Origin of the sequence: Corynebacterium sp. HMSC063G05, assembly GCF_001810555.1 — a bacterium.
GTDB lineage: Bacteria > Actinomycetota > Actinomycetes > Mycobacteriales > Mycobacteriaceae > Corynebacterium > Corynebacterium jeikeium_D.
On record NZ_KV801850.1, the window covers coordinates 116,221 to 130,929 of the forward strand.

Below are 14,709 nucleotides of genomic sequence, written 5' to 3' on the forward strand. Positions count from 1 at the left end.
ATAGGACAACAGCGACATCGAGTACGTCAATCTTTAAAGCTACTCCGAACGAGCGGCTTGAATCAGCTAGAGAGTCATTAACAGGAAGCGGTAACGTCCATTGTTATGGCAGCAGAACAAAATCCAGGGCAACCTCAACCAAAAGCTTCTGGGGCCTCGAAGAATGTCATCGCGCTCAGCGTTCCCGTTCTTGTTATCGCCGTAATCGTTGCGGCGCTGAACTTGCGCCCGAGTATTGCGTCGATTGGTCCGGTGCTCGATCAGCTCCTCTCCGACCTCGGCGCATCCTCCGCCTTTGGTGGTCTGATTACGGCCATTCCGGGGCTCGCGTTTTTCGCGATTGGGTTGTCCGCGGTGTCCGTCGGCAAGCGGATGGGCTTAAGCGGCGCGCTTACACTGTCTGCGACGTTGCTATTCGTCGGCCTTGCGGTGCGCCCGTGGGTGAGCAGCATCTGGCTATTCCTGTTGTTTACCGCGTTGTCGGTTGCGGGCATTGCACTGGGAAATGTGCTGCTACCTGCGTGGATTAAGGTGCACGGCGGTCGCCAAACGGTCGTGCTGATGATGCTGTACTCCAGCATGCTTGCCCTCGGCGGTGGACTGGGGCCGGCGACGGCATTTTTGATTAGCGATTCTCCCGAGACATCTGCAGGTGGTATCGAAATGTGGCGCTGGGCGCTTGCCGCATGGGCAATCACCGCCCTGGTGCAGCTCGTCGTGTGGTTGCCGCTGTGTGCACGCATCGGATTCGACTACCCGAAGGCGCCGGTCAGTGCCTCGGCAAGCACACCAATCTGGAAGTCACCGACAGCCATTGCGCTGGCAGTTTTCTTCGGCGTGCAGTCGATGAACGCCTACGTGCTCATGGGCTGGATGCCGAAAATGCTTATCGACGCAGGCATCAGCGTAAACATAGCCACTGCAGCGTCCATGATTGTTCAAGGGTTGGGCATCATCGGCGGACTGCTGATGCCGCCGCTGATTACACGGCTCCGCACCATGTCCTACGTCGCCTTTGGTCTCGGCTGCCTTTTCTTCCTCGGGTATGCGTTGATGATTCTGATCGACCAGCGGGGAGCGGCGGAAACTGGTGTGGGGTACGCCATTGGCGCTGCATTCCTGCTGGGTGTAGGTGGTTTTTGTTTCCCCATGGCCATCGCGCTGATTCCGGGCCGCACGCGCAGCCATGAGCTGACCGCGCGACTGTCCGGCTTCGTGCAGCCAATCGGCTACATTTTCTCCGCAGTCGGGCCATTCCTGGTGGGTGTGGCCGCTGGAACGACGGAAGCGTGGACGCCGATTCTGGTCGTGCTGCTTGGCACCACGGTGGTGCTAGCAGTGCTTGGGTTGATTGTCGGTCGGCCAACGTACATTGATGACGAACTGGCCGATCGAGGTATCGGCGAAAAGAAGCCGGGACGTATTCAGCTCGACTGAATTTAGGGGAGTTAGCTCCACTGTATTTGGACACGGGCCAACTTAGCTTTGAACCTATGACAAAGAAAACGAATTTAATCGCGCTGGCCTGGAGTTTTATTCTCGGACTGCTGTTCATTCCGGGATTGATTGTCTCCGCTTTTCTTCTGCCCTGGATTCCGCTCATTGGCCGCGGTGCCGATTGGCTCTCCCGCTGGGCAGCATCGTGGTCCGGCACCCCAATCGCCAACCGCGTGACCAATCGCTGGTTCGACATCCGCAACTTCGTCAACCTGCTTGTCCAGTTGGCCATTGGCTTTGTCACCTTCATAGCGTGGGTCGGCGGCGGGTTCACTGTTGGTGTACTTTTTGGCGCACCATTCCTGGTTGATGAAGTGGAGTTTTTCAGCTGGACTCTGACAGACCCCACACAGAAAATCGGTGTTGCCTGGGTTTTCGCCATCGTCTTTTTGGTGCTGACCATCGCCATCAACCTCGGTGCCGGCCTGCTGTCCATTTGGCTCTCCCGCGTCATCCTCGCACCATCCAGCGAGGAAGTCAGCCAGTCCCGCGATGTGCTCATTGACTCCTTCTCAGGCGAGCGCCGTCGCATTGAGCGCGAGCTTCACGACGGTCCGCAGCAGCACCTGACCGCCTTGAAACTCAACATTGCCGCTGCTCGCATGGGTAAGACTGAGGAAAAGGTAGCCGAGGCACTCTCCGCCGCCGACCGCAATGCAACGCAGGCTCTTGCGCAGCTGCGCTCCGTGGTGCTTGGCATTGCCCCGCCAGTGCTTTTCGAAAATGGCCTAGTCGCAGCAGTAGAGGAATTGGCAGCGCACTCTGGCATGGAGGTTTCTGTTCGTGAGGACGGTGTCTCCGACTTCGGCCCGATTGATGAAACCACAGCGCTGCTCGCTTACCACTGCGCAGCGGAGGGGCTGACCAACGCCACCAAGCATGGCCATGCCGATCGAGCTGATATCACTCTCGCGGTTCAGGCTCCGAAGAAGGCGCTCGTGTCCCATCTGGGTACGCTTACGGTCACTGTGCACGACAATGGCGAAGGCCTGGAAAAACCATCGAGTGCGGACGCTGTAGACGTCGTAAAGCATGACAGTGGAACCGGCATTGCGGGCCTGCGCGAACGGGCGGCGGCGCTCGGTGGAACCGTGGAACTCACCAACGCCGACGGTGGAGCCCAATTGCTGCTGGAACTGCCGATTCGCCAAGGAAGGACGCGATGAAAGTACTGCTGGCAGAGGACTCCGTACTCTTGCGCGAGGGGCTGACCGGCCTGCTGCGGGCGCTGGGGCACGAGGTTGTCGCCGTCGGCGATGCAGATCAGCTGCTCGCCACCGCCGAAGAGCAGGCGTTCGATGTCATCGTCACCGATGTCCGGATGCCGCCGAACATGCGTGACGACGGACTGCTCGCGGTTTCCACACTTCGCAAGGACAACCCCGACCAGCCGGTTGTGGTGCTCAGTCAATACGTAGCGGCCAGTTATCTGGATCGCCTGCTGCAGCATGGTGGCTTTGGGTACCTGCTTAAGGAACGCGTCTCGGATGTCGACCACTTCGTCGCAGCACTGGAAGAAGTGCGTGGTGGTGGTACCGTGGTTGACCCTGAAGTGGTCGCAACGCTGCTTACTGCAAAGCAGGACGGCATCGCCGCGCTGACCCCGCGCGAGCGCGAAGTGCTCGACCTGATGGCGCAGGGGCTTAGTAATAAGGAAATGGAAAAGCGCCTGGTGCTGACCGCTGGTGCAGTGAGTAAGCATGTGGCGAATGTGTTTTTAAAGCTCGGCTTCCAGCCGGAGGATAGCAACCGTCGTGTTAAAGCAGTGTTGCGGTGGCTGAGATACACTGCACCGTCGCCGTCGCCGTCGTCGTCGCCGTCGGCTTAGGTTGCGCCCCTGAATCAGCTCCATACCCACGCAAAAGCCCCCGCGCCGACTCCTTCGAAACGGGAGTCGGCGTGGGGATTATGGGTAATTGGTGCTACTCGGATATAAGAAAGGCGAGGGTGGAAGCCTCGTCATCGACGAGACGCAGGCTCCGACCGTGCGGTTGATCTACCAGCTGTTCCTTGATGGGATAGCGATCAGTGAGATTAAAACCGAGCTCGCTGCCCGCAAGATTCTCACCCCGCGCGGGAAAGAAGTGTGGTCAACCTCGACAGTGTGCTCCATCCTGTCCAACGAAAAATACAAGGACGACGCCCTGCTGCAAAAGACGTTCACCACCGATTTCCTTACTAAGAAGATGAAGGTCAACGAAGGCGAAGTACCCCAATACTATGTATCAGGTAATCATGAGCCGATTACCGAACCGCGTATCTGGGATCAGATGCAATACGAACTCGCCACCAGGCATGGCAACATATAGTCAGCGAAAGTCGGGTTGTTCTCCACCCGGCTGGAATGTGCTCGGTGTGGGGCGTGGTATGGGCGTAAAACGTGGGCGTCGAACACGAAATGCAAAGACGCAGTTTGGCAATGCAACCATAAATACACAGACGAACATCCCTGCAGCAGCGCGACGGTGAAAGACGAGCAGATCGAAGCGCTGATTGCGGAAAACCAGCGGTGTGCGCTCGACCAGGACGCCTGCCAATCCGCGTACGCCGAACTCGATACTACCTACCGTAAGACGCTCGCACGTAGAACAAGCCTGGAAAAAGATATCGCAGCGAACACCGCCAAGCACGCCGCCATCACCACAACCCTGAATGATCTGACAGGGGAACCTGTGAGCGAGTTTCACCCCGCACAATGGAGCGCACTTATCGACCACGCCATTGTCACCGAGGACGCGATCCGGTTCGTGTTCCGCACCGGTGAACAGGTGAGGATTGCCCTGAAAGGGTGATGTTCGTATCAGTTGACGTGCACAGTAGACACACCTCCCAGAAATATAGTAAGGTTAGGCATGACTAAGAAGGATGGTGCTTACGTGAACGAAAGTGCAACGGATCGGGTTGTTGAAGGCGAGTATGGGTCGGCGAAGGAAAAATCAGTCGCTGGCCAGAACGCGATCCGTCAGCTATCGCAGCCGGTGAAAGGCAAACTGTTTATCGCGCAGGCCTTAACGTTCGCCTCTGGGGTGTTGGCTATCGCACCCTATGTGGCTTTGGTGGAGCTGGGAGCTGCGCTGATGCAAGACCGGGTGGACCCGGCGCGGGTGAACTGGATCGTGATGCTCCTTGTTTCTGCTTACATGGCGCGGTTGACTTTGTATTTTGTTGCGTTGGGCGTGACGCATTTTATTGACCTGTCGTTGCGTAATCAGATGCGTCGGCAAATTGCCGCCCGAATGTCGACTGCTCCGCTGTCGTGGTTTACCCGCGAGGGCGAAGGGAAGATCCGCAAGACCATTCAGGATGATACGGCCACGGTGCACACAGTGATCGCACACGGGCCGATCGAGAAACTGAACGCAATCGTCTCCCCGCTCGCCTTGTTGGCCTATGCGTTCGTGGTGGATTGGCGGCTCGCTCTGCTGTCGATTGCGACGATTCCGGTTTATGTGGGCATGTATGGCATGTCGATGCGTGGGATGAATGAGAAGACCGCGGAAATGGACACCAAGCTTGCTCAGGTTTCGGCAACGATGGCCGAGTTCGTTGCCGGTATCTCAGTGGTGAAAGCGTTCGGCAAGGTTGGCCAAGCACATAAAGCCTATTTAGATGCAGCTAACGAGTTTTCTAAGCTCTACCGGGCGTGGTGTATGCCGCTGGTGTCGATGTCGGCCGCCTCATTTTCGTGGGTGTCGATCCCGGTGTTGTTGATCGTGAACCTTGGCGGTGGCGCGTTGATGATGAACGCCGGTTGGGTGAGCATCTACGAGGTGATAGCGACGACGTTGATTGCCTTGGTGCTGCCGGGAGCGTTGATGGCAGTCGCAACCATCGCCTGGTCTTATCAGCTCGCAGGTTCAGCGGCAGTACGGCTGGTGAATGTCATGGAGCTACCGGCGTTGAGTCAGCCCGATGCGCCACAGACACCACACGGTCATGATATCGAGATTCGGGGTGTGTCGTATGCCTATGACGACACCCAGGCATTAGACGAGGTGAGCCTGAGCATTCCGGCAGGCACGGTGACCGCGCTGGTTGGCCCGTCGGGTGCGGGGAAGTCGACGTTGGCGAGTTTGATGGCCCGCTTTGATGACCCGGACGCTGGCACGATCACCATCGGCGGGGTTGATCTAAAGAGCATTTCCCAGGATGTGTTGTATTCGACGGTCGCATTCGTCCTGCAAGATGCACAGCTTATTCGCGACACCATCCACAACAACATTGCCCTGGGCGCGCGAGACGCAACCTTGGATCAGGTGCGGCAGGCGGCGAGAGCAGCGCAGATCGACGAGTTCATCATGAGCCTGCCAGATGGTTACGACACTGTGTTGGGGGAGGACACCCACGTTTCGGGCGGGCAGGCAGCCCGTATCGCGATCGCCCGGGCGCTCATGGTTGATGCCCCAGTGTTGGTGCTGGACGAGGCGACGGCGATGGCGGACCCGGAATCGGAATCGAAAATCCAACAAGCTCTCTCGACTCTTGCCAAAGGCAGAACCGTGATTGTGATCGCCCACCGACTGGCCTCGATCAGGGGCGCGGATCAGATTGTCGTCATGGAACGCGGGGGCATTGCTGTGGTCGGTAAACACGACGAGTTGTTGGGTAATGCGCACTATCAGGCACTTCTTGCCCAAGGTGCATGCGAGGAGATGACACGATGAATCAACTATTGCTGCCACGCTTTAAGCGTTTGATGGAACCCGCCTCGTGGCGAGACCTTTCGGTTGGTCAAGCGTGGGGTGCGGTCTCAGGACTGTGTCACGGCTTTGCCCTGCTCGCGCTACTCCCTGCAGCAAGCGCCTTGGCGACCGGAATGCCGGTGTGGGGGCTGTCGTTTTGGGGCTGGCTCATCGCCTTGGCGGTGTTCGCGGTGCTGGGCGTGGGCACGGAGTTTTATGGCATGCGCACCGGCTATATCGGCGCGCTTGGATTCATTCACGACGTCCACCAGGCAGTAGGTAACAAAGTAGCCCGCCTACCGTTGGGAGTGTTCGATTCGGGTAGCTCTGGACGGCTGTCGCGCATGGTCACCCAGGAAATGATGAACTTGGGCGAGTCGGCGGCACATTTCATTTTCTCTCTCGTCCAAAAACTCTCGGCCGTGCTGGTGATCACTGTGGGAACCTGGTTCTGGGATTGGCGGCTGGGACTGACCTTGACGATCGCGTTCCCGATCATGCTTGCCTTCCTCCATATTTCCCGTGTGCTTCTCGATAAGGGCAAGAAGGTTTCCGAACCAGCCGAATCGGAGCTGGCGGCTCGCATGGTCGAATTCGCCACCTGCCAAGGCGCGCTGCGCTCCTGCCATGTCGCCGACGACTACCCGGCCCTTGATCGGGCATTCAAACAGGCTGACCGCAAGGGTCGCAAAGCATTGTGGATCGAAACACTAGCGAGCCTGATTAATGGGATGTTCGTTCAAGCGCTCATTGTGGTGATGATCTGGCTGACCGCCCAACTCGCCCTCGGCGGGCAAATGAATGCGCTGAACGCCGTGGTCACAATCGGCATGTGCCTGCGGTTCACCACCATGCTCCAAGACATCGGTGGCTGCATGACCGGGCTGGAAGAACGCCGCCAGCAGATGAACCACGTCGACAAGGTCATGGATGCCCCCGAACTGTCCGAACCCGATGCCTCTACACCGATAAACGCCCCTGGTGATGTTCGTTTCGAGGACGTCACCTTCGGCTACGATCCGGACACCCCGGTTCTCCGTGATATTTCCTTCCATGTCCCGCAAGGTGGCATGTGTGCCCTGGTTGGTCCATCTGGGTGCGGGAAGACGACGATCGCCCGGTTGGTTGCACGTTTCTGGGATGTGCAGTCCGGCAGCGTGCGCGTTGGCGGAGTGGACGTGCGCGAGCAGACCACCGAAGATTTGATGCGCCAGGTGTCTCTTGTCTTCCAAGACGTCTACTTATTCAACGACACTCTCGAAGCCAACATTCGCCTTGGCAACCCAGAAGCCACCGATGAAGAAATCAGGTGGGCCGCTGACCTGTCGGGCGTGACGGAAATCGTCAACCGCCTCCCAGATGGCTGGAATTCATTGGCGGGTTCTGGCGGGCGTGCACTGTCAGGTGGGGAACGGCAACGCGTCTCTATCGCTCGCGCCTTGGTGAAGAAGGCCCCGATCGTGCTTTTCGATGAGGCCACCAGCGCATTGGACGCGGAAAATGAAGCCAATATTGTTGCGGCGATGAATGAGCTACGCAAGCACTCCACGCTGATCGTGATCGCCCACAAACTTGAAACCATTCGACAAGCTGACCAAATTATTGTGCTCTCCCACGGTGGGCGTATCGCCCAGCGCGGGTGCCACGACGAGCTGGTCAACCAGCCGGGTCAATACCGCGATTTCTGGCAAGAGCGCATCAACGCAGGCGGATGGCAACTCGTCTAAACACAGCGCATATCAGCACATAAAAGGAAAAACTATGTCCACACCCACATCCTCGCGCCTCAACGCGCGCGACTTCATCAATATCGGCGTCTTCACTGCCTTGATGTTCGTCATCGTGTTTGCATTCGGAATGCTCGGGTTCATTCCGGCTGCCATGTATGCCGGCTTCTTGCTTTCTATCCTCGTTAACGGCATCGTCTTTGCGCTGTTTACTGCCCGCACTCCGAAGATGGGGGGCGTTGACAATCATGCTGATTATCATCGAAATCCTCTTCTTCGTGACCGGCCACTGGGTGGGAGGAATTGCGATCGCCGCTGTGTTCGGCCTGCTCGCTGACTTGGTGATCACCAAGGGGCCGAAGAGCGTGAAAGTTCGTGTCCCGCTGGCATATGCACTGTTTATTCTGCCGATCTATGTTTCCCCGTGGATTCCGCTATTTATGAACCAAGACGCATATATGTCGCAGATCGCCGAACAAATGGGTGCCGAGTATGCCGCCAAGATGGCACAGGTCGTCACGATTCCGATTCTGCTGGGCTTCTTCGGCGTGATGCTCATCGTGGGCTGGCTTGCTGGTCTGTTGGGAACCAGGGTCGCGCGCAAACACTTTGAACGGGCCGGTCTTGTCTAAACTTCCCGACCCGCGCACCATTATCGCAGCGCTCGTCATCGTCTCCACCACGATCTACAGTGCCTACTCGCCGTGGTTCGTGTGTACTCTGGGCGGATTCGCCGCCGTGATGCTGACGAGCGCTACGATCAACCCCAACACGCTCGTGCGCCCGAGCTGGGTGGCCGTCTACCTGGCCACGTTTGCGGCTCTCGGCACACTCGTCTTCGTGATACCCCTGGTCTGGAAATCAACAGCCAGCGCGTTCCTCGTGCTGTTTCTGCAGTGGATGTGGCGATTCAGCGTCAGCGCAGGAATGGGAGCCTACGCGATCGGCGTAATCCGACCCGCCACCTTGCAAAAAGCACTCGCCAGCTCACGAATCCCGACCTGTTTCACGATCCCGATCTCAGTCGCGTTACGTGTGCTGCCCGTGATCGGCCACGAAGTTAAAGCGATCTCAGATGCCATGAAACTACGCGGCATGTCCGTGCTCTCACTGCGTGCGGCGCAATACTTCACAATCCCTCTGCTATCGACCGTGGTACGCAGCGGGGACGAACTGGCATCGGCCGCCCTCGTGCGCGGACTGGGCGGAACCGCAAAGCCCACCTCAGTCACAGTCGTGAAATTCCGAGTGGTCGACGCAGTCATTCTGCTCATCGTTATCGGCTTCGCGATATGGAGAATCGTCCTATGACAATAGCCCAAGCAACTAGGGTCACCTTCACCTATCGAGGAGCAGACCACCCCTCAATCAACGACGCAACCATCACCATCACACCCGGAACCGTCACCTTGCTGTGTGGCGCATCCGGGTCAGGAAAAACCACCGCACTACGGCTATTTAACGGGCTCATCCCGCACTTCCACGACGGCGACCTTACCGGAAACGTCACAGTCGACGACATTGACGTGGCACAAACAGACCTGCCACGCCTTGCCCACCACTGTTCGACAGTGTTTCAAAACCCGCGCACCCAGTTCTACACCACCCACGTGCGCCAAGAACTCGCCTTCGGCCCAGAAAATCTCGGCCGCGACCCGCAGGAGATCTGTGCCCGCATTGACGAGGTCGCAGCCGAGTTAGGTATCGCCGACCTGCTGGAATCCCGCGTCACACAACTATCAGGCGGACAGATGCAACGCGTGGCCTGCTCCGTCGTCATGTGCAACAACACGTCGCTGATCGTCTTTGACGAGCCAACCGCGAACTTGTCCGCTGACGTTATCGACCAACTCGCCACACTCATCGCCAGGCTCAAAGCCGATGGACACACCATCATCATTGCTGAACACCGGCTAAGTTTCCTTTCCGGGATCGTCGACCGTGTCTACTGCTTCGACAAAGGCAAGATTGTCCTCACCGCAACCGGCGAAGAGTTCTACGCTACCTCGGATGAGGAGCGCAAACAGCTTGGGCTGCGATCCCTAGTGCCCGTATCCATGCCGAGCCTGCCCGAACCAGAAGGTGAAGGGCTCACAATCGACAACCTCGCCTTTGCCTACCGCCACGGAAACACAGTCCTCAATATTAACCACGTGTTGTTTCCGGCAGGGAAAATCACGGCACTCCTCGGCCCGTGCGGGTCAGGCAAATCAACACTGGCACGCATTGTTTGCGGACTAGAAAAAGCCAAACATGCATCCATCACACTCGGCGGACAAAAATTCACCAGCCGCGACGCCTACCTTGTGATGCAAGACCCTACCCGACAGTTGTTCTCAGATACCGTCATCGACGAAGTCACGCTCGGCACGACCAAAGCCGAAAAGCAACACATCGATGCCCACGCGATCCTTGAAGAACTCGACCTTGCCGACCACGAGGCTGATCATCCGCAAGCACTCTCTGGCGGGCAACGTCAACGTCTGGTTATTGCTACAGCGCTTGCTGCGAACAAGAAAGTTTACATCTTCGACGAGCCCACGTCCGGTGTTGGCTACAAACACCTTGTCGCGATTTCCCGAGTAATGCGTAAACTCGCTGACACTGGTGCCGTCGTCATCGTCATCACCCACGATGCTGAACTCGTTACCGAGGTCGCCGACCACGCTATCCACCTCGACCAAATCAACGCCTGCTAACGCAAACGCTCACTCAGCCGAAAGAGAGGAAAGTGTTTCTACAGGTCAGAGTTAACGCGCTATACACTCGCTAACGCAAGCGATTTTCTTGACCCCCTTGGGGCATACTCGCTAACGCAAACGCCTACTTATCATTTTCGACGTCTAAGTGGAGCCGATGACGGGAATCGAACCCGCGCCGCCTGCTTGGGAAGCAGGAGTTCTACCATTGAACTACATCGGCACACAGTAGGCGGAATGATTAAAAGCACGCCACGGGATTGGCACAGTAGGTGTGGCATGCAGGAAATCAGTCGCCCTCTGTAACTTCAATGTAGCACTCTCGATTCGCGTCGAAAAAATTGGTTGGCAGCAGCTCCGCTGAATTTATCGCGGGCATATCCTGCAACCCGCGCACGCTGTGCATTACAGAGCGGTTAAGCTGGTCTATGTGTTGCTCTCAGATCGTGATATTCGTGCCGCTATCGATGCCGAAGGCTCCGGCCATCTCGGCATTGATCCTTTTGACCCGAAGATGATTCAGCCTTCGTCCATCGACGTGCGTCTGGACAAGTTCTTCCGAGTTTTTAACAACTCGCAGTACACGCACATCGATCCGAAGTTGCCGCAGGAAGAACTGACGTCCCCGCACGAGGTTCCAGAAGGGCAGCCCTTCATTCTTCACCCGGGCGAGTTCGTCCTGGCATCGACCCTGGAGTACTTCACTATTCCTCCGAACTTGGCAGGCCGCCTGGAAGGTAAGTCTTCGCTGGGGCGTCTGGGCCTGGCAACGCACTCGACCGCCGGCTTTATTGATCCAGGGTTTTCAGGTCACATCACGCTGGAGCTATCCAATGTGGCGAACTTGCCTATCGCACTGTGGCCAAATATGAAGGTCGGCCAGCTGGCACTGTTCAAGATGTCCTCGCCGGCAGAAGTGCCTTACGGTTCCGGCAAGCTCGGTTCGAAGTATCAGGGGCAGCGCGGCCCGACGCCGTCGCGTGCGTACCTGAACTTCCGTGATGAGGAATAAGGCACCTGAAACTCGGGATATGAACTCGGAATATAAATGAATTGTGAATAGCCCCGAGTGAATTCTCGGTGAAGAAATGGAAACAATTGTTCAATAAAGAGTTTCCGCAGGTGAAAAGCCTAAATATGGGCCTTTAGTTCACACCATTTAAGGGTTAAATCGGCTTGAGGGCCTTTTATCTTTCGATAAATAATAGCCCTTATGCGTATTACGGTTATTGGTACGGGTTACCTTGGCGCCACTCATGCCGCGGCAATGGCGGAGTTAGGCCACGAGGTTCTCGGCGTAGATGTTGATCCCGCCAAGATTGAGGCATTGTCCGCAGGTCAAGTTCCTTTCTTTGAGCCTGGCTTGCCCGAACTGCTAAAGAAGCACGTTGAGTCGGGGCGACTACGTTTCACCACTAACTACGACGAAGCCGTTGAATTTGCGAACGTCCACTTCGTAGGTGTCGGAACTCCGCAGGTTAAGGGCTCGTACGCCGCCGATGTTCGCTATGTGGACGCAGCTATTACCGAATTGGCTAAGCGCGTCGTCGGCAAGCATTTAGTGTTTGGTAAGTCCACTGTGCCCGTCGGTACCGCACCGCGCCTGCAGGAGCTGGCTGCGAAGATGATCGGTGAGCGCGCCGCAGCCGGTGATGAGCAGTTGAAGAACACCAGCCTCGAGATCGCCTGGAACCCGGAGTTCCTGCGCGAGGGCTTCGCGGTAAAGGACACCCTGGAGCCGGACCGTGTGGTGCTGGGCACCCAGAAGCCGGGCATGATCCTCAATGGTGCTGGTCAGGAGGTCGAGTCAATCGCTGAGGACAGCCTGCGCGAGTGCTTCGGCCCTATCTTTGAGCGTGAGACGCCGTTTATCGTCGCGGACACCGCCACCGCAGAGCTGGTGAAGGTGTCGGCGAATGCATTCCTCGCCACCAAGATTTCCTTCATCAACGCGGTCTCTGAAATCTGTGAGGTCACAGGTGCGGATATCACTACGCTTGCCGACGCCATCGGTATGGATGCCCGAATTGGCCGCCGCTTCCTCAACGCGGGTCTGGGCTTCGGCGGCGGTTGCCTGCCGAAGGATATCCGCGCATTCATGGCCCGCGCCGGTGAGCTGGGCGTTGACCAGGCGCTGACCTTCCTGCGTGAGGTCGATGCGATTAACATGCGTCGCCGTGAAAAGACCGTTGACCTGGTGCGTGGTAGCTTCGGCGGCTCGCTGCTCGGCCACACCGTGACCGTGCTGGGTGCGGCTTTCAAGCCGAACTCTGACGATGTGCGTGACTCCCCGGCGCTGTCGATTGCCGGTTCGCTGTCTCTGGCGGGCGCTTCGGTGATTGTTTATGACCCGCAGGCCATGGAGAACGCCAAGAAGAATTTCCCGACCTTGGAGTATGCACCGAGCATCGAAGCAGCTCTGGAAGGCTCGGAGATGGTTGTCGTCGCCACCGAGTGGCAGCAGTTCCGCGACATCGACCCGGTGGCTGCGAAGAAGCTGGTCAAGCGCGCAGCGGTGCTCGACGGCCGCAACTGCCTGCCAGCAGATCAGTGGCGTGCCGCAGGCTGGGATGTCACCTGCCTCGGCCGCGGCTAAATGCTAGCTGCCCTCGAGCGCTTCGGAAACTTCATACCCTCCGGGGCCACGGTATAGGCGGCGATGAGGGTGGTAATCGGCACTGCGAGTACCAAAGCCACCGCACCGATGGTGGAACGCAGCAGCTCTGTGGCCACGACATCGGAGGTCAACGACTGCATCAGCGGCCGGTCGGAGACGCTTAACAAAATCGATAGCGGCAGTGCGGTGCCGAGGTACGCCAGTACCAGTGTGTAGACCATCGACGCGATGTGATCGCGACCGACGCGCATTGCCGAGCGGAAGACCTCCATAGGGCGCGACCGCGGAGCTGCTTCGTAAAGCTCCTGGACGGTCGATGCCTGGGCGATGGTGACGTCGTTAAGCACGCCCAACGCGCCGATGATGAATCCCGCCAGAAGCAGACCTGTGACGGAGACGTCAGGCAGGTAAAGCTGAATGAGCAGGTTGTCCTCGTTGCCGAGACCACGTAGCTGCGACGTGGAGATAGCGAGGTTGGCCAGGCCCGCCGCCAGTACCATCGTGGTGAGTGTTCCCGCCAGTGCGGAAGCTGACTTCCAATTGATGCCATGTACGAGGAAGAGCACCGGGAAGAGGATCGCCGCGCCCGCCGTGATGGCTAAGGCCACAGGATCGCCACCGCGTAGCAGTGCCGGAACCAGGAATCCCATCACTGCGGCCAGCGTGATGCCAAGACCAATGAGGCTCAAGACCCCGCGAGTCATGCCGACGAGGATGATGAGAAGTACTGCCGCGCCGAGCCACATCCAGATGGTCGTGGTGCGATCCATGTCCAGGAAGGTGTAGGTGTTGGCGATGCTAGCGGTGTCGACAACCTGATGAGGTGCGAGGTCGACGACATTAGTGTCGGCCGCGGGAGCAGGAGCTTCGGGGGCAGCGGGGGCCTCTGCGTCGGATTCAGGTGCTGGTTGCTGCTCCGGGGCTGGAGCTGGTGCCGGAGCCTCTGCATCAGGAGCAGGCTCACCCTCTGCGCCCTCAGGGGCAGGCGCGGGAACAACGCCGGGAGCCGGTGTCATCAACCCCGGATCCGGCACGGCACCATTGTCGACAGCTCCGGTACCGGCCGCGTTTGGACGGTGAATTGCCAGGACGACCTTGTCGCCCTCCTCCAGCTCAATTTCGCCGGGAAGGCCGGATGCCTCCAGAAGCGTCTTCTTGCCCTCGTCTGGGCCTGAGGTCAGCTCAATGACCGAGAGCTGGCACTTCGGCGCCGCGGGGTCGTTGAGCGAAGCCGTCAGCCCTGGACGCGGCTGGTCGTCGAAGACGCGTCCGTTGTCAGGCGAATTGCACGTGCCGACGCTCTGCTTTACGACGGTTCCCTTAACCGTCTCTGCAGCTGACGTCTGTGACTGCAGGAATCCCGGCCCTGGGCTCGGAGCTTCACCCGATGGCCAGAGACCAATCACTGCGAGGAAAGCGACAATGCCGGCAACTGTGAGAACTGTGGCCAGTAAGCGACGTGCTCTTGTGGGGTTGTGCCGCGGTTT

13 protein-coding genes and 1 tRNA gene are annotated in these 14,709 nt (G+C 58.1%); 12 read left to right on the forward strand and 2 right to left on the reverse strand.

What is annotated here, in order from left to right; genetic code table 11:
- Positions 1-105 precede the first annotated feature (105 nt).
- From HMPREF2751_RS06195 to HMPREF2751_RS06240, 10 genes are all read left to right on the forward strand, one after another.
- Positions 106-1,437: an MFS transporter gene (locus tag HMPREF2751_RS06195; protein WP_083295732.1), complete on the forward strand. Its 1,332-nt coding sequence runs from the start codon at positions 106-108 to the stop codon at positions 1,435-1,437.
- Between the two features lie 56 nt (positions 1,438-1,493).
- Positions 1,494-2,663, forward strand: coding sequence for a sensor histidine kinase (locus tag HMPREF2751_RS06200; RefSeq protein WP_049171757.1), 1,170 nt, complete (start codon positions 1,494-1,496; stop codon positions 2,661-2,663).
- Positions 2,660-3,325 carry a response regulator transcription factor gene (locus HMPREF2751_RS06205; protein WP_070595692.1) on the forward strand — a complete coding sequence of 222 codons (666 nt, stop codon included), beginning with the start codon at positions 2,660-2,662 and terminating at the stop codon, positions 3,323-3,325. Before HMPREF2751_RS06200 ends, HMPREF2751_RS06205 begins: the two co-directional genes overlap by 4 nt.
- A 91-nt stretch (positions 3,326-3,416) precedes the next feature.
- Positions 3,417-3,806, forward strand: coding sequence for a recombinase family protein (locus tag HMPREF2751_RS10915; protein WP_070429408.1), 390 nt, complete (start codon positions 3,417-3,419; stop codon positions 3,804-3,806).
- Positions 3,807-3,821: 15 nt separating this feature from the next.
- The gene (locus tag HMPREF2751_RS10925) at positions 3,822-4,289 is read left to right on the forward strand and encodes a recombinase zinc ribbon domain-containing protein (protein ID WP_224433374.1); all 468 of its coding nucleotides are present in this window, start codon (positions 3,822-3,824) and stop codon (positions 4,287-4,289) included.
- An 84-nt stretch (positions 4,290-4,373) separates the two neighbouring features.
- Positions 4,374-6,161 carry an ABC transporter ATP-binding protein gene (locus HMPREF2751_RS06220; protein WP_070595712.1) on the forward strand — a complete coding sequence of 596 codons (1,788 nt, stop codon included), beginning with the start codon at positions 4,374-4,376 and terminating at the stop codon, positions 6,159-6,161.
- A complete protein-coding gene (locus tag HMPREF2751_RS06225; RefSeq protein WP_070595693.1) occupies positions 6,158-7,906 on the forward strand; it encodes an ABC transporter ATP-binding protein in 1,749 nt (582 codons plus the stop codon). Before HMPREF2751_RS06220 ends, HMPREF2751_RS06225 begins: the two co-directional genes overlap by 4 nt.
- Before the next feature lie 158 nt (positions 7,907-8,064).
- Positions 8,065-8,538 carry an MptD family putative ECF transporter S component gene (locus HMPREF2751_RS06230; RefSeq protein WP_256375137.1) on the forward strand — a complete coding sequence of 158 codons (474 nt, stop codon included), beginning with the start codon at positions 8,065-8,067 and terminating at the stop codon, positions 8,536-8,538.
- The gene (locus HMPREF2751_RS06235) at positions 8,531-9,217 is read left to right on the forward strand and encodes an energy-coupling factor transporter transmembrane component T family protein (RefSeq protein ID WP_070437217.1); all 687 of its coding nucleotides are present in this window, start codon (positions 8,531-8,533) and stop codon (positions 9,215-9,217) included. The genes HMPREF2751_RS06230 and HMPREF2751_RS06235 overlap by 8 nt, the downstream gene beginning before the upstream one ends.
- Positions 9,214-10,605, forward strand: a complete 1,392-nt coding sequence (locus HMPREF2751_RS06240; RefSeq protein WP_070595694.1) for an ABC transporter ATP-binding protein — start codon at positions 9,214-9,216, stop codon at positions 10,603-10,605. The genes HMPREF2751_RS06235 and HMPREF2751_RS06240 overlap by 4 nt, the downstream gene beginning before the upstream one ends.
- Positions 10,606-10,754: 149 nt before the next feature.
- Here the strand turns inward: HMPREF2751_RS06240 and HMPREF2751_RS06245 are convergent.
- Positions 10,755-10,828, reverse strand: a tRNA-Gly gene (locus HMPREF2751_RS06245).
- 207 nt (positions 10,829-11,035) lie between these two features.
- Here HMPREF2751_RS06245 and dcd point away from each other — a divergent pair.
- Both dcd and HMPREF2751_RS06255 read left to right on the forward strand, forming a co-directional pair.
- A complete protein-coding gene (dcd, locus tag HMPREF2751_RS06250) occupies positions 11,036-11,617 on the forward strand; it encodes a dCTP deaminase (RefSeq protein WP_038626826.1) in 582 nt (193 codons plus the stop codon).
- A 201-nt stretch (positions 11,618-11,818) separates the two neighbouring features.
- Positions 11,819-13,201 carry a UDP-glucose dehydrogenase family protein gene (locus HMPREF2751_RS06255; RefSeq protein WP_070595695.1) on the forward strand — a complete coding sequence of 461 codons (1,383 nt, stop codon included), beginning with the start codon at positions 11,819-11,821 and terminating at the stop codon, positions 13,199-13,201.
- Here the strand turns inward: HMPREF2751_RS06255 and HMPREF2751_RS06260 are convergent.
- Positions 13,198-14,628 carry a YibE/F family protein gene (locus HMPREF2751_RS06260; protein ID WP_070595696.1) on the reverse strand — a complete coding sequence of 477 codons (1,431 nt, stop codon included), beginning with the start codon at positions 14,626-14,628 and terminating at the stop codon, positions 13,198-13,200. The genes HMPREF2751_RS06255 and HMPREF2751_RS06260 overlap by 4 nt on opposite strands.
- Positions 14,629-14,709 lie beyond the last annotated feature (81 nt).

Bases quoted from the DNA above. Each gene is read 5' to 3' on its own strand.
- HMPREF2751_RS06205 (WP_070595692.1), top strand. From the start codon at position 2,660: ATGAAAGTACTGCTGGCAGAGGACTCCGTACTCTTGCGCGAGGGGCTG.
- HMPREF2751_RS06240 (WP_070595694.1), top strand. From the start codon at position 9,214: ATGACAATAGCCCAAGCAACTAGGGTCACCTTCACCTATCGAGGAGCA.
- HMPREF2751_RS06225 (WP_070595693.1), top strand. From the start codon at position 6,158: ATGAATCAACTATTGCTGCCACGCTTTAAGCGTTTGATGGAACCCGCC.
- HMPREF2751_RS06200 (WP_049171757.1), top strand. From the start codon at position 1,494: ATGACAAAGAAAACGAATTTAATCGCGCTGGCCTGGAGTTTTATTCTC.
- HMPREF2751_RS06230 (WP_256375137.1), top strand. From the start codon at position 8,065: ATGCCGGCTTCTTGCTTTCTATCCTCGTTAACGGCATCGTCTTTGCGC.
- HMPREF2751_RS06255 (WP_070595695.1), top strand. From the start codon at position 11,819: ATGCGTATTACGGTTATTGGTACGGGTTACCTTGGCGCCACTCATGCC.
- HMPREF2751_RS06195 (WP_083295732.1), top strand. From the start codon at position 106: ATGGCAGCAGAACAAAATCCAGGGCAACCTCAACCAAAAGCTTCTGGG.